This is a genomic window from Brevibacillus brevis (assembly GCF_022026395.1).
Lineage (GTDB): Bacteria > Bacillota > Bacilli > Brevibacillales > Brevibacillaceae > Brevibacillus.
On the sequence record NZ_CP041767.1, the window covers coordinates 5630068 to 5656218 of the forward strand.

At 49.3% G+C, this 26151-nt stretch carries 25 protein-coding genes; all 25 read right to left on the reverse strand.

The features are described from left to right. Positions 1-63 precede the first annotated feature (63 nt). The gene (gene nuoH, locus FO446_RS26565; RefSeq protein ID WP_232773924.1) at positions 64-1074 is read right to left on the reverse strand and encodes an NADH-quinone oxidoreductase subunit NuoH; all 1011 of its coding nucleotides are present in this window, start codon (positions 1072-1074) and stop codon (positions 64-66) included. Then, positions 1071-2219 (reverse strand): NADH-quinone oxidoreductase subunit D, encoded by a 1149-nt coding sequence (locus FO446_RS26570; protein WP_017252346.1) that lies wholly within the window; start codon positions 2217-2219, stop codon positions 1071-1073. The genes nuoH and FO446_RS26570 overlap by 4 nt, the downstream gene beginning before the upstream one ends. A gap of 3 nt (positions 2220-2222) precedes the next feature. Further along, on the reverse strand, positions 2223-3617 hold the full coding sequence (locus FO446_RS26575; protein ID WP_237899532.1) for an NADH-quinone oxidoreductase subunit C: 1395 nt from the start codon (positions 3615-3617) through the stop codon (positions 2223-2225). Continuing rightward, positions 3614-4132: a NuoB/complex I 20 kDa subunit family protein gene (locus FO446_RS26580; RefSeq protein WP_007725455.1), complete on the reverse strand. Its 519-nt coding sequence runs from the start codon at positions 4130-4132 to the stop codon at positions 3614-3616. The genes FO446_RS26575 and FO446_RS26580 overlap by 4 nt, the downstream gene beginning before the upstream one ends. Next, complete coding sequence (locus FO446_RS26585) at positions 4123-4494, reverse strand: NADH-quinone oxidoreductase subunit A (RefSeq protein ID WP_015893615.1); 372 nt, start codon at positions 4492-4494, stop codon at positions 4123-4125. The genes FO446_RS26580 and FO446_RS26585 overlap by 10 nt, the downstream gene beginning before the upstream one ends. A gap of 293 nt (positions 4495-4787) precedes the next feature. After that, complete coding sequence (locus FO446_RS26590; protein ID WP_173610472.1) at positions 4788-5528, reverse strand: DUF6042 family protein; 741 nt, start codon at positions 5526-5528, stop codon at positions 4788-4790. A gap of 221 nt (positions 5529-5749) precedes the next feature. Further along, entirely contained in the window at positions 5750-6148 is a 399-nt protein-coding gene (locus tag FO446_RS26595; RefSeq protein ID WP_137031981.1) for a F0F1 ATP synthase subunit epsilon, read from the reverse strand. Between the two features lie 27 nt (positions 6149-6175). Beyond that, positions 6176-7585: a F0F1 ATP synthase subunit beta gene (atpD, locus tag FO446_RS26600; RefSeq protein WP_015893618.1), complete on the reverse strand. Its 1410-nt coding sequence runs from the start codon at positions 7583-7585 to the stop codon at positions 6176-6178. 48 nt (positions 7586-7633) lie between these two features. After that, positions 7634-8497 (reverse strand): ATP synthase F1 subunit gamma, encoded by an 864-nt coding sequence (atpG, locus tag FO446_RS26605; RefSeq protein WP_173610471.1) that lies wholly within the window; start codon positions 8495-8497, stop codon positions 7634-7636. A 74-nt stretch (positions 8498-8571) separates the two neighbouring features. Next, entirely contained in the window at positions 8572-10083 is a 1512-nt protein-coding gene (atpA, locus tag FO446_RS26610; protein ID WP_106654764.1) for a F0F1 ATP synthase subunit alpha, read from the reverse strand. Between the two features lie 43 nt (positions 10084-10126). Next, positions 10127-10654: a F0F1 ATP synthase subunit delta gene (locus FO446_RS26615; protein WP_173610469.1), complete on the reverse strand. Its 528-nt coding sequence runs from the start codon at positions 10652-10654 to the stop codon at positions 10127-10129. Continuing rightward, entirely contained in the window at positions 10651-11154 is a 504-nt protein-coding gene (gene atpF / locus FO446_RS26620; protein WP_015893622.1) for a F0F1 ATP synthase subunit B, read from the reverse strand. The genes FO446_RS26615 and atpF overlap by 4 nt, the downstream gene beginning before the upstream one ends. A gap of 114 nt (positions 11155-11268) precedes the next feature. Further along, on the reverse strand, positions 11269-11490 hold the full coding sequence (atpE, locus tag FO446_RS26625; protein WP_015893623.1) for a F0F1 ATP synthase subunit C: 222 nt from the start codon (positions 11488-11490) through the stop codon (positions 11269-11271). Between the two features lie 55 nt (positions 11491-11545). After that, positions 11546-12361, reverse strand: a complete 816-nt coding sequence (gene atpB / locus FO446_RS26630; RefSeq protein ID WP_106779513.1) for a F0F1 ATP synthase subunit A — start codon at positions 12359-12361, stop codon at positions 11546-11548. A gap of 67 nt (positions 12362-12428) precedes the next feature. Then, complete coding sequence (locus FO446_RS26635; protein ID WP_173610468.1) at positions 12429-12797, reverse strand: ATP synthase subunit I; 369 nt, start codon at positions 12795-12797, stop codon at positions 12429-12431. A gap of 11 nt (positions 12798-12808) precedes the next feature. Continuing rightward, positions 12809-13018, reverse strand: coding sequence for an AtpZ/AtpI family protein (locus tag FO446_RS26640; protein WP_026134010.1), 210 nt, complete (start codon positions 13016-13018; stop codon positions 12809-12811). Positions 13019-13155: 137 nt separating this feature from the next. After that, positions 13156-14346 (reverse strand): acetyl-CoA C-acetyltransferase, encoded by a 1191-nt coding sequence (locus tag FO446_RS26645; protein ID WP_047069815.1) that lies wholly within the window; start codon positions 14344-14346, stop codon positions 13156-13158. Positions 14347-14491: 145 nt separating this feature from the next. Next, complete coding sequence (locus FO446_RS26650; RefSeq protein WP_237899533.1) at positions 14492-16480, reverse strand: AraC family transcriptional regulator; 1989 nt, start codon at positions 16478-16480, stop codon at positions 14492-14494. 99 nt (positions 16481-16579) lie between these two features. Next, the gene (bioC, locus tag FO446_RS26655) at positions 16580-17398 is read right to left on the reverse strand and encodes a malonyl-ACP O-methyltransferase BioC (RefSeq protein WP_221867356.1); all 819 of its coding nucleotides are present in this window, start codon (positions 17396-17398) and stop codon (positions 16580-16582) included. Beyond that, positions 17367-18104, reverse strand: coding sequence for an alpha/beta fold hydrolase (locus FO446_RS26660; protein WP_221867355.1), 738 nt, complete (start codon positions 18102-18104; stop codon positions 17367-17369). The genes bioC and FO446_RS26660 overlap by 32 nt, the downstream gene beginning before the upstream one ends. Beyond that, complete coding sequence (gene bioF / locus FO446_RS26665) at positions 18101-19300, reverse strand: 8-amino-7-oxononanoate synthase (protein ID WP_173610501.1); 1200 nt, start codon at positions 19298-19300, stop codon at positions 18101-18103. Before bioF ends, FO446_RS26660 begins: the two co-directional genes overlap by 4 nt. Positions 19301-19316: 16 nt before the next feature. Continuing rightward, positions 19317-20312 carry a biotin synthase BioB gene (gene bioB, locus FO446_RS26670; protein WP_047069820.1) on the reverse strand — a complete coding sequence of 332 codons (996 nt, stop codon included), beginning with the start codon at positions 20310-20312 and terminating at the stop codon, positions 19317-19319. 20 nt (positions 20313-20332) lie between these two features. After that, positions 20333-21052, reverse strand: a complete 720-nt coding sequence (gene bioD / locus FO446_RS26675; RefSeq protein WP_237899534.1) for a dethiobiotin synthase — start codon at positions 21050-21052, stop codon at positions 20333-20335. Between the two features lies 1 nt (position 21053). Further along, a complete protein-coding gene (bioA, locus tag FO446_RS26680) occupies positions 21054-22439 on the reverse strand; it encodes an adenosylmethionine--8-amino-7-oxononanoate transaminase (RefSeq protein WP_221867352.1) in 1386 nt (461 codons plus the stop codon). A 418-nt stretch (positions 22440-22857) separates the two neighbouring features. Continuing rightward, positions 22858-26022, reverse strand: a complete 3165-nt coding sequence (locus tag FO446_RS26685; RefSeq protein ID WP_237899536.1) for a phosphodiester glycosidase family protein — start codon at positions 26020-26022, stop codon at positions 22858-22860. Positions 26023-26151 lie beyond the last annotated feature (129 nt).

Consider the following 26151-nt stretch of genomic DNA (forward strand, 5'->3'; position numbering starts at 1 on the left):
AGCCTATGGCGAAGCCTGCGCTATGAAAACAGTGGGACGTAGTCGTTTTCGATCAAGTCGCTACTAGAACATGCCATTTTGGTAAGAAACCACTACGGCTGTGAGCAGGATGTTGAACAATGCCACGGGCAACAGCACTTTCCAAGCAAACGACATCAGTTGATCGACACGTAAGCGCGGCATCGTGGCGCGAATCCAAAACTGGAGGAAGACGTAAACAGAAAATTTAAGGATAAACCAAACGATTCCCGGAATGAAGTCCAATGATGGATGAATCGGCAACCAACCACCAAAAAAGAGAATCGTGATCAAGGCACCCATCCCGAACATGTACACATACTCCGCCAGCATGAACATCGCAAAACGGAAACCCGAATACTCGACGTGGTAACCGCCAACGAGCTCCGACTCTGCTTCCGGCAAGTCAAATGGCGTACGATTCAGCTCAGCCTGGGCAGCAATGATAAATACAACAAATCCGATAAACTGCGGAACAATATTCCAGACATCCTGCTGCGCCTCGACAATATCCTCGAGATTCATGCTGCCCGTTAATAGAACGATACCCACCACGGACATGACCAGCGGTACTTCATAGCTGATCATCTGCGCAGCGGAGCGGAGACCCCCGATCAGCGAGTACTTGTTATTCGAGGCCCAGCCAGCCGTGATTACGCCTAATACGGTGATCCCAGACAAGGCAATATAATACAACAGCCCTATTCCCAGATCAGCGAACCGAATGCTCTCCGTAAAAGGCATGACCGCCAATACCGCAAAAGCAGGGGCATAGGCCAATATTGGTGCTAGAGTGAACAACGCTTTGTCAGCATGTTGCGGACGAATATCTTCCTTTAATAGCAGTTTGGCAACATCCGCAACCGTCTGAAGAAGTCCCAATGGTCCTACTCGATTCGGCCCGATGCGCAGCTGCATCCACCCAATCACTTTACGCTCGAAGTAAATAGCGTACGTAACGAATCCCAACACGACGGCAAGCAGTAATACTGCCGCTAGGATAAACCAAAGTGTGGTACCCCATGAGGGTGCTTGCTGCAAGAGAGTATTCATCAACAGTCAACCTCCCCGAGCACGATGTCGATACTGCCCAAGATGGCAACCATGTTCGAGAGGTTTTCCCCCTGCAACAGCTTAGGCAGAATTTGCAGATTGGTAAACGAAGGCCGTCTGAACTTCAATCTCCACGGTTTATCCTTGCCTTGACTGGCAATGTAGCAGCCAATTTCTCCCCGCGGTGACTCGATGCGCACATATGTCTCCCCAGCAGGCGGGCGAATCACACGTGGCACTTTGCCCATGACTTCGCCTTCACTCGGAAATTGCTCCAATGCCTGCTCGAGAATTCGCAGAGATTGTTCAATTTCTGCCATGCGCAGATGATAGCGCGCCATGCAATCTCCCTCAGTCGCTGTTGGCACGTCAAATTCAAAACGATCGTAAATACAATACGGTTCGTCTTTGCGCAGGTCCCACTTGACACCAGTCGAGCGGAGCATGACACCAGATAGCGAGTAATCCAATGCCGTTTTTGTATCGAACTTGCCAATCCCTATAAGACGGTTGATAAAAATCTCATTCCCTGTCACCAGCTGGTGGTAGTTATTCAATTCTTTCTTCATGTACTGGACAAATTCTTTGGCTTTGTCGATCCAGCCTGGAGGTGCATCCCATTTCACTCCACCTACGCGCATGTAGTTAAAGGTCATCCGCGCCCCGCACAGTTCATTAAACAAATCGAGGATCGTCTCCCGATCACGGAATGCATATAGGAAGGGCCCCATCGCACCAATATCCAAAAGAAACGTTCCCCACCAAACCAAATGGCTCGCCACCCGGTTCAACTCCATTGCGATCAATCGCAAAAACTGAGCTCGTTCTGGAATCTCCAACCCCATCATCGTTTCTACTGCGTGACAGAGAACGTAGTTGTTGGTCATGGCGGACACGTAGTCCATACGGTCTGTATAAGGGATAATTTGCGTATAGGTCAAGTTTTCTGCCAGTTTCTCTGTACCTCGATGCAGGTAGCCCATCACTGGAATCGCTTCTTTAATGGTTTCCCCATCGATTTTTACTACCAAACGAAATACTCCATGTGTACTCGGATGCTGTGGACCTACGTTTAATAACATCTCTTCCGTACGAAGTCCTGTTTCAGAAGAGGTATCAACATGAGTCGTGAGGATGTTATGGTTCATCTGCTAAACCTCCTCGTCGTATTGCACATAATCTTTGCGCAGCGGATACCCTACCCAATCATCCGGCAACAGGATTCGACGCAAATCCTTATGTCCCGGGAAATGAATACCCAAAAGGTCAAAAGTCTCTCTTTCATTCCAATTTGCGCCATGCCAGAGGTCCATTACAGAAGCAACTTTTGACTCTTCTCTGCTCGTTTTGACCTTTACTGCCAAGCTTTGACGATTTTTGTAGGAATAAAAGTGGTAGTATACCTCCAGGCGATCCTCGTAATCGACACCGTGAAGATCGGACAGGTACTCAAAACTCAATTGCTCATCATCTCTTAAAAATTGGGCAACTTGATGCCAACGTTCATTTTGAATGGTGAGAGTTGGAACTTCCTTACCTAGCTCGTTAATATACGAAGCCTCGATAACTTCCTGTCCAAACGCTTCGGAAATTCGTGAAACGTATTTATCAAGATAGGGCTGGTTTTTGGAAGGCACTTTCAGCGCTTCCTCTGCCGGGGTCTCATCCCCAGTTGCTTGCGTTGCTTTTGCCTTCGCTGCTGCTGCGGCGGCTGCTTTGGCTTTTGCGGCAGCTGCGGCCTTTGCCTTGGCGTCGTCATCACCGGATTCATCGCCGCCTGCTTCACGTGCGGCTTTTGCCTTGGCAGCGGCTGCGGCGGCAGCCTTGGCTTTTGCGGCAGCTGCGGCTTTCGCCTTGGCATCCGCATCTGGAGCTGATTCTGCCGTATCGGCTCCGTTTTCCGCAGCTTCTTTTGCTTCCTTCGCTGCTTTTGCCTTGGCTAGTGCTTCTGCGGCGGCTGCTTTCTTGGCTGCAGCTTTTTCCTCTGGTGTCATTTCGGACACAGGCTTTGCTGACGGTGGTGCAGCTTCTGCCTGTTCCTTTGCTGCTTTTGCTTTGGCAATTGCTTCAGCCGCTGCGGCCTTCTTGGCTGCGGCCTTTTCTTCCGGTGTCATTTCCGACACAGGTTTTGCTGGGGGTGGAGCAGCTTCTGCCTGTTCCTTCGCCGCTTTTGCCTTGGCAATCGCTTCAGCCGCTGCTGCTTTCTTCGCTGCGGCTTTTTCTTCAGGTGTCATTTCCGACACAGGTTTTGCTGGGGGTGGTACAGCTTCTTCCTGTTCCTTCGCCGCTTTTGCCTTGGCAATTGCTTCAGCCGCTGCTGCTTTCTTGGCTACGGCTTTTTCCTCTGGTGTCATTTCCGACACAGGTTTTGCTTCCGGAGCAGAGATTTCCTCTTGTGGCTCTTGAGATGCCTCCATTGGGCTCGCCTCTTGGGAAGCTTGTGCTTCCTGTTCTCTTAATTTTCGCAAAGCTTCGGCCTTGGCACGGGCTTCAGCCGCTGCCGCTGCCTTTTCCTCCGGCGTCGGCTTGCGCTTCTCGTCGCTCATAGATTGGTCACCTGCTTCCCAGTCTTCGCTTCGTAACGGATTTTTTCTTGGAGCTTATTGATTCCGTAGATCAAAGCGGCAGGGTTAGGCGGACAACCCGGAATATATACGTCGACAGGCACAATCTGGTCTACACCTTTTACCACGCTGTACGAGCGCACGTACGGACCTCCCGCTGTCGCACAGGAGCCCATGGCAATCACCCACTTTGGTTCAGGCATTTGATCATACAGCCTGCGAAGCAGTGGTGCCATCTTTTTCGTGACGGTCCCGGCTACGATCATGACATCAGATTGTCTTGGGGATGCTCGAAAAATAACACCAAACCGGTCGAGGTCATAACGCGCCCCACCCGTTCCCATCATCTCGATTGCGCAACAGGCCAAGCCAAAAGTTAATGGCCACAACGAGTTGCTGCGAACCCATCCCTTCACTGTTTCCAATGTCGTGAACATGACGTTGCGATTCAATTCCTCTTGCAATTCAGGCGCAATGCTTGTCAGGTCTAGTTCCATTCCAGCACCTTCTTTCTCCACGCGTAAATCAATCCTACGACGAGCAAGGATATAAAGATGACCATCTCGACTAAGGCAAAGAGCCCCAGTTCTTTGTAAGCGACGGCCCACGGATACAGAAAGAGTGTTTCTACATCAAAGATGACAAACATGAGGGCAAAGATGTAATACTTCACGTTGAAACGCACCCAACTGTCACCAACAGGAATGTTACCGCTTTCATAAGTAGTTTGCTTCTCCCGTGTCGGTTTCTTTGGACGAAGTAATGGACCAACAAAACTGACTGTAGCCACGGGCAACAACACACCAAGAATCAAAAAGATCGCGACAATCACATAATTGTTGGTATAGATGTCACTCACCCACGTTCCCTCCGCTCTTGAGAAAGGTATGAATCGTCTTGCGCTGTCCTCCAGAAGAAGTCGAGACTCCCTCAAAAGGGTACTGCTCGCAGCGTCAAAGGTGTAGGTATGAACGCTGTCGCTGCTAGAAAAAAATACCTTTATCATTATAGCAAATTGCCAATAGGGTGTCTAACGAAAGCCTTCCTTTTGTGCCATATAAAGGGAAAAAACTCAGAGATTTCCCCCTGAGTTTTTCCAGCATAGTATGATGACCAAACGAATATGCCCGTCTGGCTCTCTTATTCTCTTAATTATTGAACGTTGTTTGAAAATTGCTGTCCAAGGAAGTCCTCGTAAATACGTTCCCATACAATCGTGAAGTTCATCTTCTCGTCTTCTGGGATTTCCAGCATATTTTCAATCGCATCTTCCATATATGGAGTCAGCTTGATCAGAACCTCTGCCAGCATCTGGTCATTTGTGTTCAGCAATTGCTTCATTTCTGCTTTGGACATGCTGAACGTATTTTCTTCTTGCTCGTGCAGCTTCATTACGAGGCGGCTAAACATCGGATGCACCAATGCTTCCAGTTTAATATGAGCCAACGCAAGAGATTCTGCTTCACTCAGCTTGAACAATTCAGATGCATCTGGGAATGGATAAACCGGTACATCCCAGGCATCTTCATTATCGATTACCAGTCCCCACTTCACGAAAAGTTCAATTGCTTCGTCAAGAGATGTCGGATATGCATATTCGGAACGACTCATGAATGCTTTGAATCTGTTCAACAGGTTTACATAGCCTTTAAAATCCTCTTCAGACTTAAAGCCTTCTTGAACAGGCTCAGTGAATGTGCCTTTCAATGCATCGAACTCGTCCAGAGCTTTTCTCATCTCTTCTTTAGACTCATGCTTCGTTACCACATAGCACATTGCTTGGAAAAGAACATTCATTTCATGAGATAGCACGCTTGTCCAGCCATTAGCCGCAAAGCTGCTAGGAATCACTACGCCATCTTGATTGTGGCGGATATCGCGAACGGTTTGCATCAATTACACTCTCCTTTAATCCCAATAGCCAATGCCGCTTTTTCCCGCTGTTTATCATGATAACGTAGCTCGTCGGCAGGGCATTAGGTCTATTATACACAGAAACATTAGGCAATTACCAACTGGAAATATCATGCCCGATTTCCATGGCTCATCATTCATTACCCTATAACCGAAAAATCCCCGCAGCCACATGGGCGCGGGGATATCAAGCTTACGCTTTACTTCGATACGTCGAGACGTGCCATCGCACGTTGCAGCGCGCGTTCTGCACGCTTGACGTCGAGCTCGGCATATTTCTCAGCTAAACGCTTTTCAGCACGCTCTTTCGCAGCCTTCGCGCGTTCAACATCGATGTCTCCCGGCAATTCAGCCGTTTCAGCAAGGATGGTCACTTTATCGCCGCGCACTTCCATGAAGCCGCCGCTTACAGCCATCTTCACTTCTTTATCGCCTTCTGTCTTAATCCGAACTGGCGCTGTTTTCAGCGGGGTTACCAACGGCATGTGGTTTGGCATAATACCAATTTCCCCTTGCAAGCCGCGAGCAATCACCATTTCAGCCTGACCGCTGTAGACAACCCGTTCAGGAGTTACGACTTCAACTGTCATCTTACTCACTTACTCGTCTCCCCTTTCCAGGGTGTCTTACGCCATTTTCTTCGCTTTTTCTACCGCTTCTTCAATTGTACCTACGTACAGGAACGCGCCCTCTGGCAGGTGGTCATGCTTACCTTCGAGGATTTCCTTGAAGCTGCGAACAGTTTCCTTCAATGGCACGTATTGGCCTGGGTTACCAGTGAACTGCTCGGCAACGTGGAAGGACTGGGACAAGAAACGTTGAATGCGGCGTGCGCGTCCAACTACTTGCTTGTCGTCGTCGCTCAACTCGTCCATACCGAGAATCGCGATGATATCTTGCAGTTCTTTGTAACGTTGCAGGATTTTTTGAACGCTACGAGCCACATCATAGTGTTCTTGTCCTACAATATCAGGAGCCAGAGCACGGGAAGTGGATGCGAGTGGGTCTACCGCAGGGAAGATACCCAACTCAGCGATGGAACGCTCCAAGTTCGTTGTAGCGTCCAAGTGAGCAAACGTAGTAGCAGGAGCCGGGTCAGTGTAGTCATCCGCTGGTACGTAGATCGCTTGAATGGACGTTACGGAACCTTTTTTCGTGGAAGTAATACGCTCTTGCAGCTGACCCATTTCGGTAGCCAATGTTGGTTGGTAACCTACCGCAGATGGCATACGGCCCAAGAGAGCGGAAACTTCGGAACCCGCTTGAGTAAAGCGGAAAATGTTATCAACAAAGAGAAGAACGTCGCGGCCTTCTTCATCACGGAAGTATTCCGCCATAGTCAGACCAGTCAACGCTACACGAAGACGTGCACCAGGCGGTTCGTTCATCTGACCGAATACCATCGCGGTTTTCGGCAGTACGCCTGCGTCTTTCATCTCGTGGTACAGGTCGTTACCTTCACGGGTACGCTCACCTACACCAGCGAATACGGAAATACCACCGTGCTCTTGCGCGATGTTGTTGATCAGCTCTTGAATAGTAACGGTTTTACCTACACCCGCACCACCAAACAGACCGATCTTACCACCCTTGATGTACGGAGCCAAGAGGTCAATAACTTTGATACCTGTTTCCAGGATCTCAACAGTCGTTGCTTGGTCTACGAACTCAGGAGCTTTACGGTGAATTGGGTCACGACGATCTACTTGACCAAGTTCTTGCAGGTCGATCGGCTCACCCAATACGTTAAATACGCGTCCGAGGGTAATTGCACCCACTGGAACGGAGATAGCTGCACCGGTATCAACTGCTTCCATACCACGAACCAAACCGTCTGTGGAAGACATTGCAACGGTACGAACCAAGTTATCGCCCAAATGAGTAGCAACCTCAACAGTCAAGTCGATGTCGCGCTCACCGGCACTTTGTGCTTTATGTTGAATCTTGATCGCATTGTAAATGGCAGGCAGGTGTCCGCGGTCGAACTCGACGTCAACAACCGGACCCATTACCTGAACCACACGTCCATTCGCCATCTTACTTCTTCCCTCCTGTAAAGCTAAATTGGGAGCTATTCGCTGCCACTAAGCCTGTGCGTTTGCACCTGCAACGATCTCGGAAATCTCTTGTGTAATGGCTGCCTGACGAGCACGGTTGTAGCTCAACGTTAAACGGTTGATCATATCCGTAGCATTGTCTGTCGCGTTGCCCATTGCAGTCATACGGGAACCTTCTTCAGAAGCTTTTGCTTCGAGAAGTGCACTGTAAACCAGTGTTTCCGCATATTTCGGCAACAGGTCCGCCAATACTTCTTCCGAGGACGGCTCATACTCGTAATTGATTGCGCGCGCATTGTTGCTCTCGGGAGCTTCCAATGGCAGCAATTGTTTTACGGTAGGTATTTGCGAAATTGCACTTTGGAACTTGTTGTAGCACAGGTACAGTTCGTCAATCTGCTCATTCTCGAACATTTGGACTGCTGCACCGGCAATTTTCTTGATATCAGCAAAGGCTGGGCTGGTTGGCAGACCTGTTACTTCCTCCAAAAGCGGGTAGTTCCGTTTGCTGAAGAAGTCACGACCTTTGCGGCCAATCACAAAAATACCGTATTCATCCTTGGACTTGTGCTTCTCGTTAATGGTATTTACCACTTTACGGAGAATGTTGGCATTGTAACCCCCAGCAAGTCCACGGTCGGAAGTGATGACAATATAACCAGTCTTTTTCACCGGACGATTTTGCAACATTGGATGCTTGGAACCAGAGGTCCCACTCGCGATGCTTGCGATCACTTCCTGGATCTTGTCAGCATACGGGCGTGCCGCCTCAGCTTTATCCTGGTTACGGCGAAGCTTCGCAGCCGCCACCATTTTCATCGCTTTCGTGATTTGGCGCATATCTTTTTTACTTTTGATACTGCGTCGAATCTCACGTATTCCTTTAGCCACTCGTTTTCACCACCTTGAGGACGCATGCACGGGCAAATCGCCCGGCATGCATCTGATGTCTATCAGGTTAACGATTAGCGAGTTACCGAAAAGCCTTTTTTGAACTCTTCGATCGCTGCGTTGAATTCTTTTTCATCTGGAAGGTCTTTCGTTGTGCGGATGTGCTCCAACAGTTGTGGTTTGTTGGAATCCAAGAAAGACAACAGCTCTTTCTCAAAGCGGCGCACTTCTGCTACTGGAATATCATCCAGGTAACCTCTTGTAGCGCTATAGATAGAAGCAACTTGCTTCTCAACAGGCATTGGATCGAACTGACCTTGTTTCATGATTTCCATCAAGCGCTCACCACGGGTCAGACGAGCTTGGGTCGCTTTGTCCAGATCGGAACCGAACTGAGCAAACGCAGCCAACTCACGGTATTGAGCCAACTCGAGCTTGAGTGGACCTGCTACCTTTTTCATCGCCTTGATTTGCGCGGAACCACCTACACGGGATACGGAAAGACCGGTGTTAACCGCTGGACGTTGACCTGCGTTGAACAAGTCTGTCTCCAGGAAGATCTGACCGTCCGTGATGGAGATCACGTTCGTTGGAATGTATGCGGAAATGTCACCCGCTTGGGTTTCGATGAATGGCAGAGCCGTAATGGAACCAGCGCCCAGATCATCAGACAGTTTCGCAGCGCGCTCAAGCAAGCGGGAGTGCAAGTAGAATACGTCACCAGGATATGCTTCGCGACCTGGAGGACGGCGGAGCAAGAGGGACATTTCGCGGTATGCAGCAGCCTGTTTGGACAGGTCATCGTATACGCACAGAACGTGTCCGCCTTTGTACATGAAGTACTCAGCCATTGTTACACCTGTATATGGAGCCAGGTACAACATTGGAGCTGGGTCAGACGCAGTAGCAGAAACGATGATTGTGTATTCCAGAGCCCCTGCTTTACGCAGAGTTTCTACGATGTTTGCAACGGTAGATTGCTTTTGACCGATTGCAACGTAGATACAAATCATGTCTTTACCTTTTTGGTTGATGATCGTGTCGAGCGCCACTGCTGTTTTACCAGTTTGGCGGTCACCAATGATCAACTCACGCTGTCCACGACCAACTGGGATCATCGCGTCAATCGCTTTGATACCTGTTTGGAGTGGTTCGTGTACGGATTTACGTGCCATAACACCAGGAGCTGGGCTCTCGATTGGACGGAAACCGTTATTTGCGATAGGGCCTTGACCATCGATTGGTTGACCCAGTGGGTTTACAACGCGGCCGAGCAGCGCTTCCCCTACTGGAACTTCCATAACGCGGCCGGTACGTTTTACAGTATCGCCTTCCTTAATGTCGCGGAAAGGTCCCATAATAACGACACCCACGTTATCTTCTTCCAAGTTGAGTACCATACCCATTACGCCATTTTGGAACTCGAGAAGCTCCCCTTGCATGGCCTTTTCCAAACCGTGAACACGAGCAATACCGTCACCTACTTGGATGACTGTGCCTACATCCACAACTTCGATTTCAGATTTAAAGTTAGCGATCCGCTCTTTAATGAGGGAGCTAATCTCTTCTGGTCTGATTGCACTCACTTAATTCACCCCATTCATCCAACTTCTTAAAAGCCATCGAACTTTACGCTTTTTGCGCAAAGGTTTCCAACTTCGTTTTCAAGCTGCCATCGTACAGACGGTCGCCAATTTTGATAATAATGCCACCGAGAATCGCTGGATCTACGACTGCTGTCATACGCAGCTTTTTATTCAGCGTTTGTCCGAACTTCTCAGCCAGCTCATTTTGCTCTTCAGTAGAAAGCGGCTTTGCACTTGTCACAATCGCATCTGCAAATCCACGAGCTTCGTTCGCCAATTGTACAAAAGAACGGTAGATATCAACCAGATCAACTTCGCGTCCGTTCTCAATCAGGACGTTCAGAAAATTAAAGGCTTCTTCCCCTACATGGCTTTTGAACAATTCGTCAGCGAGCGTAGCTTTCGCATCTGCTGCGATGTGAGGGTGCAGCATGATCTTTTTCAGATCTTCATTGCCTTCAACCGCTTCCACGATTGCACCCAGGTCTGCTTCTACCTGATCAATCTTGCTACGTTCACTCGCTACTTCAAAGAGCGCACGAGCATAGCGTTTTCCTACTGCGCTACTCATAGGCGATCTCCCACTTGTGCGAGAAATTTATCAACAGTAGACTTTTGAGCTGCTTCGTCCAGTTCTTTCTCGATGATCTTGGAAGCCAAGAGCACGGACAGGCTGGTCATCTGCTCACGCAGTTCGAGTTTTGCTTTTTCCACTTCACGCGCCAGTTCAGCACTTGCTTCCGCTTTCATACGCTCGGATGCAGCTTGTGCTTCTGTCACGATTTTGGTTGCTTCATCAGACGCTTGCTTTGCAGCGCGGTCAATGATTGCTTTCGATTCTGCACGCGCTTCATCCAGCACGCGACGTTGCTCAGCTAGAAGAGCTTCCGCTTCAGTGCGGTTCTTCTCAGCTGAGGAGATTTGACTTTCGATATGCTGACGACGTTTTTCCATGATCCCTACGATCGGGCCCATAGCCAATTTACGAACAAGCAGCAACAACAACAAGAACACAATTGCCTGGGTTAACAGCGTTCCCCATTCCAGGGATACCGCTCCAAAGTCGAGCATTCGTTTCACTCCTTCCTGCGAAAAGAAAGATGTATCATCAAGGTTATTAGTTGTCTTTGTCAAAAATATAGGCGGGTATCAAGTGCCCGCCTATTGTTACTAAATGCTCGCTGATTACAGGCGACCGAAGAGAATGAAACCGATCGCTACAGCGATGATCGGAACTGCCTCTACCAGACCAAGACCCAGGAACATGAGACCCATCAGGCTACCACGTGCTTCTGGTTGACGAGCTACGCCTTCAATTGTACGAGAGATTACCAGAGAGTTACCAATCGCTGCGCCAAGAGCAGCCAGACCAAATACGATACCAATTGCAAGAGCCAAACCTTCCATTGTTTAAAAACCTCCTTAGTGTTTAAAAAACGAAAATAAAATCGGGTAAGCGAAATTAGTGTTCTTCATTCACTTGCTGTGACAGGTAAACCATCGCCAGCGTTGTGAAAATGAATGCCTGTACGGAACCAACGAACACTGAGTAGCCCAACCACAGGAACAGCGGAATGCTTCCGAAGATCCCTACACCCAGCAGGAAGGCGATCAAAACCTCACCCGCAAAGATGTTACCGAATAGACGCAAAGGCAGCGTCAACGGCTTGATGATGAACTCCTCCAGAATGTGAATCGGGTTCAGGAATGTATGTTTCAACCATCCGCCGAAGCTCTTCTTGATGCCCAGATAGTGAGCGTAGAGAAGAACGATGAACGCCAGAGCGAAAGTTACGCTTGGAGTCGCTGTTGGTGATTTCCACCAGCCAATGACAACGCCATGCGAGGACGGATCGGTAGAGTTCAACTCTTCTTCAAGCTTGGCCATCTTTTGTTGCTTCATTTGTTCATTCGTGGAAGCCGTCAACATGTCTTTAACCTTTTCACTTACTTGATGGTCAGGACCGTTGTGGTGAGCCGTGTTTACGTTAAATACGAGACCCAGTTGGTTTCCAAGGAAAATGTAAAGGAACAAAGTGAGTGCCAGCGAGACAAAGCCCGCAGCCTTCTTCGGTGTGATGTAGCTTTTTGTAATGCCGGTAACGAAGTCCACAATCCATTCCATCACGTTTTGCGCGCCGCTTGGAGTTGCGGAGGTCAGGTTGCGGGTCATCCCGATACACAGCAAAAGCACCACCAGAGAGGTAACCAAAATCATGAGAATAGTGGAGATGTCAAATACCATGCCCAACCATTCAAACCGCAGAGAATAATGCATGTATTTCACCCCTTTCTTCCGCGCGAGTCTATTGCTTACGTACGTGTAAAGAAAAAATATCTACTATCTATTTAAAGGAGCGATACACAAATAGGAAACTGAGAATCTGAAAGAGGAATAAACCTATCAACACGCCACCGATTCCAAACAAATGAGGAAAACGCATTGTCAAAAAGACTGCAAAGCCTGCCACAGCCAGTCGCTGCAACATACCAGTCCCTTTTGGCCGGACATTTGAATCAACAGCCATCTGACCTATGCGCCAGGTTTTGCTGAAGAGGACCGTGCCATTCACCAAACTGCAAACCATCCCAAGCAGGAGGCTTTGCAAAAAGAAACGATACGATGGCAACACCGCCCAGAGTATCGAGGCAATTGCCATACAGAAAAAGGCATAGCGAAACGTGGATCGCATTGCCGAAGAAAACGTTTGCATGTTCCATCTCCCTAGAGGTAACCGCGAACGATGCGGTAGACGCTATACACGCCTATTCCTAATCCCGCGAGCAGCCCAACCATCAAAAAAAGCGGATTGGTAGAGAAAAGACCATCCAAGTATTTTCCCAGAAGGACTCCCGAAATCACGCAAACGGCCATATCGACACCGATCAGGGTGACCAACGTGATCGCTCGCCACGGATTATCCAATTTCGACACAGAGTAACATTCTCCTTTCATACATAAGGAGAGGGCTGGTGTCAAGTGCCCCTTTGCCCTCATTCATATTAACGAAGAATTATTCCCTTTGTCAACGTTCGGCTCAGTCTGTACACAAAGCGTTCACAATTTAAAATTTAAATTTTCTCGACAATTGTAGAGACCCCTTGTCCACCGCCGATGCAAAGAGTCGCTAACCCATATTTTACCCCTTCGCGTTTTTGCAATTCATGCACGAGTGTGACCAGGATTCTCGCGCCACTCGCACCAATTGGATGCCCCAAAGCAATGGCTCCGCCGTTGACATTCAGCTTTTCACGATCAAAGCCTAGTGCTTTGCCTACAGACAGCGATTGGACGGCAAAAGCTTCATTTGCTTCGATCAAGTCGATGTCAGCAATCGACAGACCCGCTTTTTCAAGTACACGTTTGGTTGCAGGAACTGGACCGTACCCCATGATACTTGGATCAACACCTGCACTCGCATTGGCTACAATACGGGCGAGAGGCTTCACGCCCAGCTCTTCTGCTTTTTCGCGTGTCATAATCAAGAGAGCTGCTGCTCCATCGTTGATGCCAGATGCATTCCCGGCTGTCACGGTTCCATCCTTTTTAAATGCAGGCTTTAATTTGCCTAGCGCTTCGGCCGTCACGCCAGCGCGCGGGAATTCGTCTACGGCAAACAGCACCGGATCACCCTTGCGTTGCGGGATTGGAACCGGCACGATTTCTTCCTGAAAACGACCACTAGCGAGCGCTTGCTGAGCCTTTTCCTGGCTCCACGCTGAAAACTCATCCTGCTCTTCGCGTCCGATTTCGTATTTGGTGCAGAGGTTCTCTGCTGTAATGCCCATGTGGTAGTCGTTGAAAGCACACCACAGTCCGTCGCGAATCATGGAGTCTACTACTTTCTGGTCTCCCATGCGGTAGCCTGAGCGCGCACCTTCCATTAAATATGGTGCCTGACTCATATTCTCCATCCCGCCAGCCAAGACAACTTCTGCCTCACCTGCAAGGATTGACTGCACAGCCAGATGAACGGCTTTTAGACCTGAACCACAAACCTTGTTGATTGTCAGGGAGGGAACTTCATGAGCAAGGCCCGCGTGAATAGAAGCCTGGCGCGCCGGGTTTTGACCCAAGCCTGCTGACAATACGTTCCCCATAATCACTTCATCGACCGCATCCTTGGAAACACCTGCACGCTCTAGCGCTGCTTCCAGTACAATCCCGCCCAGCTTTGTCGCGCTGACACCTGCAAGCGTTCCTTGAAAGCTACCTATAGCAGTGCGCACAGCACTCGCAATGACGATTTCTCTTTGACTCATCTTCCACACACCCCTCGAATAAACAGGATAGGCAACCTTCTTAAGATTCCATCTTTTTGTGATAATTCCTGCCAGGAAATCGCTTTCTTTTCCAATTCATAAAAAAACGTCACAGCTCTTAGGAGAGAGTGACGGTCTGTATGATTTATAGAAGCGCCTCTGCAATTTCATCGACGATATTGTTGATGGCAATCGGGCCGTAATAGGCAATCCACACAGTTGTGTTTACCTCGTACACCTTATTTTCCTTGGCTGCTTTTAGCCCTTTCCAAATGGAGCTATTTTTGAATTCGTCTGTTAATGCTTGGTTCGCTTTGTCCGTTACGACAAATATGTGATCGGCATTTACCTCTGGCAGCACTTCCAGAGAAATCATCGTAGCTGTATCAGATTTATCCATCGCTGGCTTGGGAGGAGTCAGTCCCAAATCGGAATACAAGATAGCAGCCGTACGGTGTTCAACTGTGTGCAGTCGAATGGCATTATCACGCGGACGAATAAGTGCGACGGACTCACCCTTGAGCTTGGTTGCGAGTTCTGCTTTCAGTTTGTTCGTTTTCTCTTTGTAGTCTTTTACGATTTGCTCAGCTTCTTGTTCTTTTTCGAGAATTTTCCCGAATGTAAGCAGTGTATCCCGCCAGTCTTCGTTTCGGCCAAACATGATGGTTGGTGCGATTTTGGACAGGTTATCATAGATTTTGTCCTGGAACTCCGTGCAAATAATCAAGTCAGGCTCCATGGCCACGACCGCTTCCGAATTGGGCTCGTCCTTTGTCCCGAGTACATGTACATCTTTTAGCTTGTCCATGAGATACTCAGGAAACTTTGTACCGTCCCCCGTTGTAATTACACTGCCTGCAGGCAGTTCGCCCAAGGCCAGCATTTGATCTGCGTACTGCGTATCCAGCACAGCGATTCTGACTGGTTTAAAATCAAGCGTCAGCTCGCCTTTCATGTGTTTGATAGTACGTGTCTCGCTTTTCTTCACTTCTTGATTCGCGCTAGGTTGCGTGGTATTCGATTGCGTCGCTACCTGCTTCGAGGCGCCTGTTGCTGTACTCCCCGAATTGCTAGAATTCATGCCGCCAGCCGAGCAAGCTCCCAGCAGCAAGGTAAGGCTCAGCATCAGATTCAGCGCCAGCATCGCTTTTGTACTCTTATACATCGGTACGGCTCCTCCATCTCTTGAATGCGGGTGATTTTGATTTTCATTTTCAATGTGATCATTATATTTCCACAGCTTTTGACCAGCAATGGAATATCGCGACAAGAGTGATGGACTTTGGCGACGTTGTTCCGGTGTCAGAGAATATTCTTTGTAGGAAGACGGAGATATACCTGTGTATTTTTTGAAGATACGACTGAAATAATAGCTGTCGGCATAACCTACTGATTCCGCTACTTCTTTTAGTCCCAAATTCGTTTGACGCAGCAGTTCCTGCGCTTTTTGAATGCGCACTTGGATCAGATAGTCGATAGGGCCGACCGCTAGCTGGGCTTTAAAGGTGCGTTGCAGGGATCGGGAGCTGCAGTTTAAGAGCGCGGATAGATCATCGAGTGTGAAAGTCTCTGCGTAGTGCTCCTCGATATGCCTGATGGCCTGTTCGACCAAGTTCGGTACTGTTACTCCGATTCCTTGTGACTGCATCTGTGCCATTAGCTCACATACGAGTTGATAAAGCAGAGCCTTGGCTCGCAGCTTGTCCAGATTGCCGTTCTGATTCCATGCTTGCTGCATACGTGATATTGCGACAAATACATTTGCCTGATGCATGGGAGTAAAGCCGTATTGGATGTGAAAAGGTTGTGTTTTCTCCAGTAAACGCAGCAGCTCCTGCCGGCAAGGCAACGGCAAATGAGCTTTGTACAAAATCAGATAGTATTCCAGCTCATCCTTTATTTCCTCGATATCCACGTAAGTACCTTTGCCAGCATGGGCAATATAGCAATTCTTGATCGCATGCACATTCCCGTCAAGACGAATCAGACCACTGCCTCTCACCGAAAATAGAAAGGCACTAGCCGGCAATTGATAGGACCGCAGCTGTTCTCCGGCTCGCATGACGATATGCCGTACATCATGTAATCGTACACTTGCCTGATTCCATAAAAAAATATGATCATCTACGTTCATTGTCCCACATTCAACTCCTTGATAGCCCTCCCATCGTTCCTCTATTCATTCTATTTGATAACCATTCTCATTTCCATAACAAAGATCATTGATAACACACTACACCGATGAAATCGCGCGAACGTAAATAACTTCGTAGGTGACAGGGATGCCTGTTTCTCTTTTATACGTCTGCTCATAGTATTGAATCATTTCTGCAAGGAGTTTTCTGCGTCCAAGACCGCTCCCTTGCTCCATACTTGCACTGGCGCCCACAGCTTTCACGGCATGCAAAAAATCCCGTACACCCGGGTACGTTAGCCGCTCATATTTCCTAATGATCTCTATATCCGTAAACCCTGCTTGCTTCAATTGCTCACGCCAATCACGTGCAGAGAGAAACTCCAAGCCATGGCGCACTCCCTTCTCCCCCAAAATTGCATGAGCATTCGCAAACGAATCATGCAGCTCCCAAAAAGTATCGGGTCCAAATGTTGAAAAAACCAAAGGTGCTCCGGGCTTCAGGATTCTTGCCAATCCTTTTAGCGTATGCGTAGGCTTGGCAAACCACTGAAAGCATGCTCCTGAAACGATCAAATCCTTTGACTCCGCCTGTTGTTCCCAAACCCATTCTTCGGCATCAGCTTGAAAATAGGAGCAAATCAGGCGTTGCTGCTCCAGATTGTTCTTCGCCTGCTCCAACATGCCTGACGCAATCTCTACCGCCTCGTAATGGGCAGCAGAAAAATAGCTGCGAATGACGCGGGTTAACCCCCCTGTCCCACAGCCAATCTCTACGATGTTTCGCACATCATTCTCATTCGCTATCTCTATAATCATTTGACTCAAATGATCGACCATCTTCTTTTGCACGAGTGCGTATTTTTCGTATGAGACAGCCTTCTCACTAAATCGACTGCTGATTGCCCTCTTCTGCAAGCTGCTCCACCATCCTCTTTAGCGAATCTCCTACAACCTCTGGAACAAATACATGCGGGGCATGACCACAGTCAGGAATTTGCACGAAATGGGCACTCGAAAGGCTACTCGCCAGCTCTTCTCCCGCTGAGAACGAACAGATAGCATCCTCCATTCCATGAATGACGAGAGCAGGAGTAGTCAGCGAAGACAGAAACGGGCGGCAATCCTCTTCTTCTAAATAGGTCAAGCCCGCAACCAACGCCGCCGTACTCCAATTCTGGCTGTCCAGTCCCACTTGCAGACCTGTTTGTTCTCGCTCTCCTGGTGTTAGCATTTGTTTGACAAAAGTGTCCATCACACGCTCGCGTGCAACAGAAAGCTGCCTTTTCATCCTTTGCAAAACAACGGGATGCCACCCTTTACGAAGATCATGCTGTTCGCTCGTAAAGCGTGCTGTCGTGCCGATCAAAACAAGTCCTGAGACCGGGTACTGGGCAGCGAGGCGTAATCCGAGCATTCCTCCCATTGACCATCCCACTACAATCAGCTCCTGAGCCGATTGGGAGCGGACTTCCTCTTCTACTCTCTCGTAAAATTGTGAGGGGTCCGTGACGTCCGAATAAGTAGGAATGATATGCTGATAGGAAGGAAACTGTGAGCGAACTGCATCCCAGCTGCAATCTGGCATTCCCCACCCGTTTAGCCACAGCATCACTTTTCTCACGATATCGCCCCTCCTTTGTGAAGCTCGTCTCTGATTTCGCTCACTTGCTCACAAGCCCACTCCAGCTCTTCGCGCGTATGGTCAGCCATCACCGTAAAACGGATACGCGCGGTTCCTGCTGGCACAGTAGGAGGTCGAATCGCCACTGCTGCAATCCCTCGCTGCCGAAGCCTTTTGCTGAATTGCAAAGTCCACTCATTCTCTCCTAACGTGAGCGGGATAATTGGCGTATCTTCTTCGTCTACGGTAAACCCGTATGAGCGAAGCAACTGGCGAAACATGAGCGCATTCTGCCTCACTGCTTTTCTTCGCCAAGAGTCTGTTTGTACCAAAGACAACGCCGCCAGATTCGAACCAATCACAGCAGGAGGCAGAGCTGTGGAATAGACTAGCGAGCGTGCTTTTGTCATCAAATAACGAATGATGATCTCATCTGCGCATACGTATGCGCCATAAACACCAAATGCCTTGCTGAAGGTTCCCATCAAAACATCGACTTGTCCGGCGATGCCTAGCTCGTGGCACAAGCCCTGCCCTTCCTCACCACGCACTCCCCCTGCATGGGCTTCGTCAACCATAAGGATGGCATCGTAACGATCTCGCAGTTGTACCAATTCAAGAAGAGGGGCTTTATCACCGTCCATGGAGAATATGCTGTCCGTGACGATCCACTTCCGTCTTGTATCCTGGTGCTTTTTCAGCAAAAATTCCAGGTGCTCCATGTCGTTATGTCTATACCGAAAATGCTCCGCCCGACTGAGCACGATCCCATCTACGATGCTGGCGTGATTCAACCGATCACTAAAAACAGCGTCGCCTCTTCCAGCAAGCGCTGCAAGTACCCCTGTATTTGCCTGATAGCCATTTGCAAAAACAAGCGCCCCTTCTCTCTCTTTCCACGCCGCCAATTGTTGTTCCAGCTCGTCGTATAACGCGTAGTTACCATGGACGAGGCGAGAGGCAGTTCCTCCTGCCCCCCACTCCTCTGCCGCTATCTTGCCAGCTTCCACGATTCGTCGATCATGAGCCAAGCCCAAATAGTTGTTCGATGACAGGTTTAATAATGGTCTCCCTTCGACTTGAATCCACGTGCCAGCGCGATCAATGGCTGACTCTACAGTGTTCCATTCTCTTGCCAACGATTGTTTGCACAATGAATCGTATTCTTCTTCCAGCCATGTGTAGCGTTTCTTCATCACTGACCTACTTGTCCTACAACGCACACAGCTCGATTTCAAACCCGAGGTCTTCAATCATCTGATGGTCTGTCGTGATTTCTTGCCCGGGTGTCGTCAAATAATCACCTACAAACAATGAGTTGGCTGCATACAAGGAAAGCGGCTGCAAGGTGCGCAGATTCACTTCGCGACCACCCGCAACACGAATTTCTTTATCCGGGCAAATAAATCGGAACAAGGCGAGAACACGAAGAGCCTTCATTGCCGGGGTGCGTCCTTTATCCTCCAACGGGGTTCCTGGAATCGCATTTAAAAAATTGATCGGGATGGAATCTGCATCGAGATTGCGCAGGGCAAATGCCATTTCAACGATCTCCTCATCGCTCTCCCCCATGCCGATGATCACGCCTGCGCAGGGCGACATCCCTGCTCTTTTTACGGTATCGACTGTCTGTACACGCTGATCGTACGTGTGCGTTGTCGTAATCGCTTCGTAATGGTTGCGACTCGTGTTGAGATTATGGTTGTAGCGGTGAACACCTGAATCTTTTAGTCGCGTTGCTTGTTCGTCGCTTAGTATCCCTAAGCACGCGCAAATTTTCAGTGGCATTGTCTCGCGGATTTCTTTGACTGCCTCTATGACCTGCCCCAGCTCTTTTTCCGTGGGACCACGTCCTGAGGCGACAATACAGTATGTACCTGCTTTTCGATTCATGGCTTCTCGCGCACCTGCGAGCAATGTCTCCTTATCCAGCATCGTGTACTTGGATACGGGAGCATTCGAAACAATCGACTGCGAGCAGTAACCGCAATCCTCCGGGCATAGGCCGCTCTTGGCGTTGATGATCATGTTCAGTTTGACCTTTTTTCCGAAAAAGTGCTTTCTGACGCGAAAAGCTTCGTTCATGACCAGCAGCAGCTCATCATCTGGCGCTTGCAACACCTTCATAGCCTCTTCCTGCGTAAACTCTTCTTTGGCAATCGCTTTATGGGCGTATTCCTTCCAATCCAGACAGGTGCTTTGCTTCATTTTCTCGTCTCCCCTTCATTTTATTTATGGCTCCACTGGCACAGCTGTCCGATGTCTACACATTCGTGGATTAACTGTGTCAACTGCTGACGCCCTAACGGTTGGTCTATCCATGGAAGTACGCCCCATACAGGAACTCCCCCATAGCTCTCAATCATGCTCGCGTTTGTTTTGACACTCTCATCGATGACACCAGCTGAGTTGTTTTGATTCAGGATGACACCTACAACCTCGATCCCGAGTTCCCGTGCATACCAAACGGACAACAGCGTATGGTTAATCGTGCCGAGCCCAGCCCGAGCCACGATGAGCATTGGCAGGTTCAGTCGAACAGCAAGATCCGCCATCGTTTCGGTTGGAGTCAATGGCACAATCAGACCACCGGCTCCTTCGACGAGGAGTGCCGGATAACGTTCCATCAGGGGGCGTCCTCCAGCAATTACTTGCTCCATAGTCAAGCTTTTCCCCTCTGCTTCCGCAGCCAGATAAGGGGTAAGCGGTGCCGCAAAACAGAGCGGAGCTATCTCCTCACACGCGTCATGCACTCCACTCCACGATCTCAAGCGCATTGCGTCACTGCCCTCATCCTGTGCTCGTGCTCCTGACTGGACCGGCTTCCAAACCCCGATGTCCACTCCTGTCTCACGCAACACGGATGCGATTCCGGCAGTCACAATCGTTTTGCCTACCCCAGTATCTGTCCCTGTGATGAACAATCCGGAAAAGGGGCGATCAGCCATATCAATCACTCCTCGTATCGCCTGTCGTTACGTCCTGAATCGATTCCGCCAAAATCCGAACCATGTCAGCCAATTCTTCGGTTGTAGATACAAGCGGTGGGATAAAAACGATGACGTTGCCCAACGGTCGTGTCAAAAGCCCTTTTTCTCTTGCTGCCTGACAGACACGTACACCGATCCGCTCATTCCAGTGATAAGGCTCCTTGGTCTCTTTATCCCGAACCAGCTCGATTCCCGCCATCAGGCCTTTTTGCCGAATTTCTCCTACATGAGGCAGGTCGTATAACGGCCCTAGCAATTGATCCAGATCGATTGCCTTTTTTGCTACTTGTTGAACGACTCCGCGCTCCTCCATCAGCCGCAGGTTGGCGAGAGCAACTGCACAGCCGAGTGGATTTCCTGTGAACGAATGTCCGTGAAAGAAGGTTTTCTGTTCCTCATAGTCGGCGAAAAAAGCATCATAAATCTGCTCGGTTACTAAGGTAGCCGCTACTGGTAAATACCCGCCCGTGAGCCCTTTCGCAACCGCCATGATGTCCGGCACGACCCCATCATGCTCACAAGCGAACATTTTGCCTGTGCGTCCAAATCCTGTTGCTACTTCGTCTGCGATCAGCAATACATCATGGGCGCGCAACAGCTCCGCGATTTTTTTCAAGCAACCGTCTGGCATGATAATCATGCCACTTGCTCCCTGCACGACAGGCTCTACGATCATCGCCGCAATCTCATGAGCTCTTTCCCGAAGCAAGCTTTCCAGACTGCTCAACGTGGCCTGAACGGCTGCTTCTTCTCCTCCCTGCCGGTATGGATAAGGGTATGGAATGACGTGTGGAGAAAAGAGCAGTGGTTTGTAAACTTGATGGTAGAGAGGAATGGCTCCCACGCTGGTAGCTCCAATCGTATCCCCGTGATAGGCATTGTTCATCGTGATAAACGAATGCTTGCCGGTCTGCCCGCGATTTTGCCAGTATTGGAACGCCATTTTCAATGAGATTTCGACCGCCGTTGCCCCATTGTCAGAGTAAAAAACTTTGCTCAATCCTTTTGGAGCGAGCTGGATCAGTTTTTCCGCTAATAAAATGGATGGGACGTTTGCCATGCCGAGCAAGGTAGAGTGGGCAATCTGGTCGAGCTGGTCTGTGATTGCCTGATTTAGCTCGGGAACGTTGTGGCCATGGACGTTCAACCACACGGAGGAAAAGCCGTCGTAATAAGCCTTGCCGTTCACATCGAACAGCTTGATCCCTTCTCCTCTCGCAATAATCAATGGCTCCTGTGCGACGTAGTCTTTCATTTGGGTGAAGGGATGCCAAACGTATCGCTTGTCTTTGGCAGAGAGCTCTGCATAACTATTTAACAACCAAATCACAACCTTGGTTAACATATATTTGTTAACTGTTATTTTAAAATGGTTAACTCATTTTGACAAAGCTTTTTTTCGATCTTGAAAAATAAAAGGACTTTCTGGTTTGAGTCAACATAGGGGAGGAGAAGAAAAAGCGCAGTTCTCTTTGACTCTGACACGCCCGCAAAGGGGATTTACTGTCCGTCTCCACTTCCAAAAGGGGACCGTCGAGCCAAAGCCACCCTACGGACGGAAGCTTCTCAAGGAAGAAGTGTTCGACAAGCGTGGTCCCCTTTTGGAAGCTCCGACTGGGAAGGCGTTGTCAAGGTCTACGAGCCCTGCGCTTTTTCTTCTCACCAGCTTTGTCAGTTTATCGATACCTTCTAAAACTCAGGAAGGCAACAAAAAAGGTCAAGCTTCTCTTCGTTAGAGAAGCTTGACCTTTTATATTCCGATTCTATTTATCTTGATGCAGGATGCGATACAGCGCTACGACACACACTGCTCTCGTCGTCGGTTTATTTGGTTGGTAATTTGATCCAACTGGATCAATCAGACCGAGTCCGACCATGTTGTTGATAGATGTAGTTGCCCAGGATGGCCAGGTCCCTTTATCGGAGAGCTTTTTCGCCGCTCCCTTTTTATTCACGAGACGATCGAGAATGACTGCGGCCTCTGCGCGAGTCACCGGCTGATCCGGACGGAAAGTATTATCGTTATACCCCTTCACCAGACCTTTGGAAACGGCAACCTGTACGGCACCTTGCGCATAGGAAGGCACCTTATCCTTGAATTTCAGCTTTGGTGAGGAAGGGAGCTCCCACCCAAAAGAGCGCGAGAGCAGGGTGACGAACTGTGCTCTTGTCAGAGAAACCTCTGGGCCAAACGTCGTCTCCGTCAAACCCTTCACGTAGCCCTTTTCCGCCATGTAGGTGATTTCTGCCTTGGCTGGATGCTTCGTGATATCTGTAAATCCAGCGCTGCTCGTGCCTGCATTGTCCAGGTAGTACGGAATGTACTTGCCGTAGCTATTGACTTCATATACCCACTGACCTTGAGCATTCATGGTTCCCAGAAGCGGATCCAACGTATTGTTTACTTGGTTTACGTACAAGAGTCCAACTCCTTTTCCAGCGAGCCATTGCTTCGGTGCCAGTGTCAACTGAATCGACGAGGTTGAAATCGCGTCCTCTTGCCCTGCTTTTAGTTCGCCCGGCTTAATCGTAAACGAGTAATCGGCAGGTACATATCCTGGCATTGGCTGGGTCACGATCGACTCCACATCAATCAGTGCACTATCCAGATAAGATGCGGTATTTTCTAAGGAGTAATGGAGATCAAGCTCCGCTCCGAGTGACATGCTGCCTGGCAGTTCAGGGACAACCGCCGCATCGCTTGGCTGACCTGTCTGGTTGCCCAAGAGGAGCGAGAATTCGTCGAAGTACAGTGTTCCTTTGTCGTGTGTAATGCCATCATTGGCCTGGTCAACGACATACACACTCTTCAATTGCAATGGATAGGCAACATTGCTCGGGAAGTAGCCTTTCACTTGCTTCCAGCCTGTCCAATTGATCTCTTTAGCCAGATCGACGTAGACCGGCTTCCCGTTTGCATCGACTGCTTCAGCACGGAGCCAATGTCCGCTGTTGTCACCATTGACCCACAAGCCCAATCCGAGCGGCTTGCCAGGAATGGTCACAGGTTTTGCCCCCAGAACGCCGTACGAAATCCGCATGTTGTTCGCTGGTGCTCCAGAGAAGTTGTACACCAGCTTCGCTGCCTTTTTCGTGCGGAATGTCTGATCGGAAACGAGCGCAAACGAACCAGCCGAACTGATGCTGGATGGATTCGCTGCATGGTACATGCCGGCCTGATTATCGAAGGTCAGCCATGGCTGCTCAAATTGTCCAACGGCAAATGGTACGGTTGTCGCCACGCCATCATACGTAATCGTCAGGTTTCCGTTGCCCGGCTCATTGCCTGCTACCAGTTGCAGATTGTCGTTGATCGTCGCTACAGAAGAATCGATACTCGCTTTTACGCTAAGTGGTGTCGCTTGTACGGTTGAGCCCTTTTTCGTTTTGATTTTGACATCGAGAGTAAGGGATTGTCCCGGTGCAATCGTGATCGGATTCGGGGAAACGATGATTTGCTGAACATCGTTGCCGGAAATGACTTGAATGTCTTTATTTTGCGTCACATTGCCCAATCGCGCAGTCAATGTGATCTTGCCAGAGCGAGCTGGTGTGAAGTGCTTGCCATTTACGGAGCCCGCTTCGGACTGACTAGCATCCCAGCTCACATCGCCTGCATTGATCGCATACGGCTGGTAATGCACGTCATAACCTTTGGATGCGCTGAGCGGGATAGATTGTCCGATAAGCACATCTGCCGGTACATCGATTTGGAAGCCTCTCAATTCTCCCGCAGGTGCCGTGTTGTATACGGCCAGTCCAGTAGGCACTCGGCGCTCAGCACCGCCGCTCGGCTTATTCGCCAAATTTGCGTGTGTCTCACCCAGCATGCGAGCTGCCATGGTCGTAGAGCCCCCACCGTCAAAGTTTACAGCCCGATAAGAGCCGAGCTCCGCCATGATTTTTGCCAGCTCGTCCAAATAAACGCCTTGGCTCGCATCGATCGTGACCATGTACAAGGTCTTCCCGTCCTGGGAAACTCCGACCGATGTGCGTGCCGTCTTGTTGATGATGGACTTGTCCGCTTGAAAGGAAGTGAGGGCTTTCCCTTGATCAACCAAAATCACATTGCCGCCTACCGCTTGCTTTAGGTTGAGTGTCTGTGGTGTCGTTTGGTACTCAACCGCTGCAGTAGCGCCTACAGGGAAGTTTTGCTTGAGGAATGCTCCTGCTGCTCCATGTCCCCAAAGGACATAGCCGTTGTAAGGTATGTATACGCCAGGTTGATTCACACGAACTTCTTTGGCTACGTTGTCTACAAACAAAATCTCGACGACATCTTTGTAGCCCGGTATCGTCCCCAAGCTGGTTTTGCCAAAGGAAGGGGTATAGACGTTCAGTTGGTTCTGGTGACTTTTTCGTGAATCACTCGGGTTGTACTCTTCCTTGTTGACACCCTGAATCGAATAGGTAGCGCCATTAGGAGCCGTAACCTTGCCGCCAAACCCAAACTTGTCGACGATGGCCATCTTGTCGCCAGTCAAGCCCAGCGCGTACCAGTAGGAGACCAAACCCATGGACGAAATGAGTTCATCGTCTTTCATGACGATACCAAACGGCGCTCCCCGTTTGGACATGTTAAAAAAGTCGGCATTGATCGCTGCTATAGCTCCAGTTTCACGCGCCATTTGTGTAACCGTCTGCCTGTCTGTCAGCTTGCCTTTCGTTCCGTATACCGGTTTGACCTCAACGTAAGGATTATTCAGATCAACCTTGGTTACCATGATCGTGACTACTTGATTGGCAAATGATTTCGTATATTTCTGTAAAGTGGTCCCCTCACCAATTGGGGTTTGCCACATCATATTCAATGCACTTGTCTCCGCTCTGGCGTGTGCGACATTGGTCGCAAACGGCACAAACGGAACAAAAGCTCCCCAGGCCATGGTCGTAGCCGTGAGCAGCGTCACTATCCTTTGCGCTCTCATGTTGGTAACTCCTCTCCGTATTCCAAACTCTGTCTTTCTACCATCTAAGCCAAGCAACTAAATATTAGACGCAAAAGGTCATGGATAGTTTCGCCAATTCTCTCGATTCCCTATTAGAAAAACATACCA

Excerpts from the sequence above, each read along its gene's own strand:
- FO446_RS26635 (WP_173610468.1), bottom strand. The coding sequence starts at position 12,797 with ATGCAAACGTTTTCTTCGGCAATGCGATCCACGTTTCGCTATGCCTTT.
- atpB (WP_106779513.1), bottom strand. The coding sequence starts at position 12,361 with ATGCATTATTCTCTGCGGTTTGAATGGTTGGGCATGGTATTTGACATC.
- bioB (WP_047069820.1), bottom strand. The coding sequence starts at position 20,312 with ATGAAGCAAAGCACCTGTCTGGATTGGAAGGAATACGCCCATAAAGCG.
- bioA (WP_221867352.1), bottom strand. The coding sequence starts at position 22,439 with ATGTTAACCAAGGTTGTGATTTGGTTGTTAAATAGTTATGCAGAGCTC.
- FO446_RS26570 (WP_017252346.1), bottom strand. The coding sequence starts at position 2,219 with ATGAACCATAACATCCTCACGACTCATGTTGATACCTCTTCTGAAACA.
- FO446_RS26645 (WP_047069815.1), bottom strand. The coding sequence starts at position 14,346 with ATGAGTCAAAGAGAAATCGTCATTGCGAGTGCTGTGCGCACTGCTATA.
- FO446_RS26685 (WP_237899536.1), bottom strand. The coding sequence starts at position 26,022 with ATGAGAGCGCAAAGGATAGTGACGCTGCTCACGGCTACGACCATGGCC.
- bioD (WP_237899534.1), bottom strand. The coding sequence starts at position 21,052 with ATGGCTGATCGCCCCTTTTCCGGATTGTTCATCACAGGGACAGATACT.
- FO446_RS26615 (WP_173610469.1), bottom strand. The coding sequence starts at position 10,654 with ATGAGTAGCGCAGTAGGAAAACGCTATGCTCGTGCGCTCTTTGAAGTA.
- FO446_RS26650 (WP_237899533.1), bottom strand. The coding sequence starts at position 16,480 with ATGAACGTAGATGATCATATTTTTTTATGGAATCAGGCAAGTGTACGA.
- FO446_RS26590 (WP_173610472.1), bottom strand. The coding sequence starts at position 5,528 with ATGCAAACCGTTCGCGATATCCGCCACAATCAAGATGGCGTAGTGATT.
- atpD (WP_015893618.1), bottom strand. The coding sequence starts at position 7,585 with ATGGCGAATGGACGTGTGGTTCAGGTAATGGGTCCGGTTGTTGACGTC.
- FO446_RS26575 (WP_237899532.1), bottom strand. The coding sequence starts at position 3,617 with ATGAGCGACGAGAAGCGCAAGCCGACGCCGGAGGAAAAGGCAGCGGCA.
- FO446_RS26580 (WP_007725455.1), bottom strand. The coding sequence starts at position 4,132 with ATGGAACTAGACCTGACAAGCATTGCGCCTGAATTGCAAGAGGAATTG.
- bioF (WP_173610501.1), bottom strand. The coding sequence starts at position 19,300 with ATGAAGAAACGCTACACATGGCTGGAAGAAGAATACGATTCATTGTGC.
- atpE (WP_015893623.1), bottom strand. The coding sequence starts at position 11,490 with ATGGAAGGTTTGGCTCTTGCAATTGGTATCGTATTTGGTCTGGCTGCT.
- atpF (WP_015893622.1), bottom strand. The coding sequence starts at position 11,154 with ATGCTCGACTTTGGAGCGGTATCCCTGGAATGGGGAACGCTGTTAACC.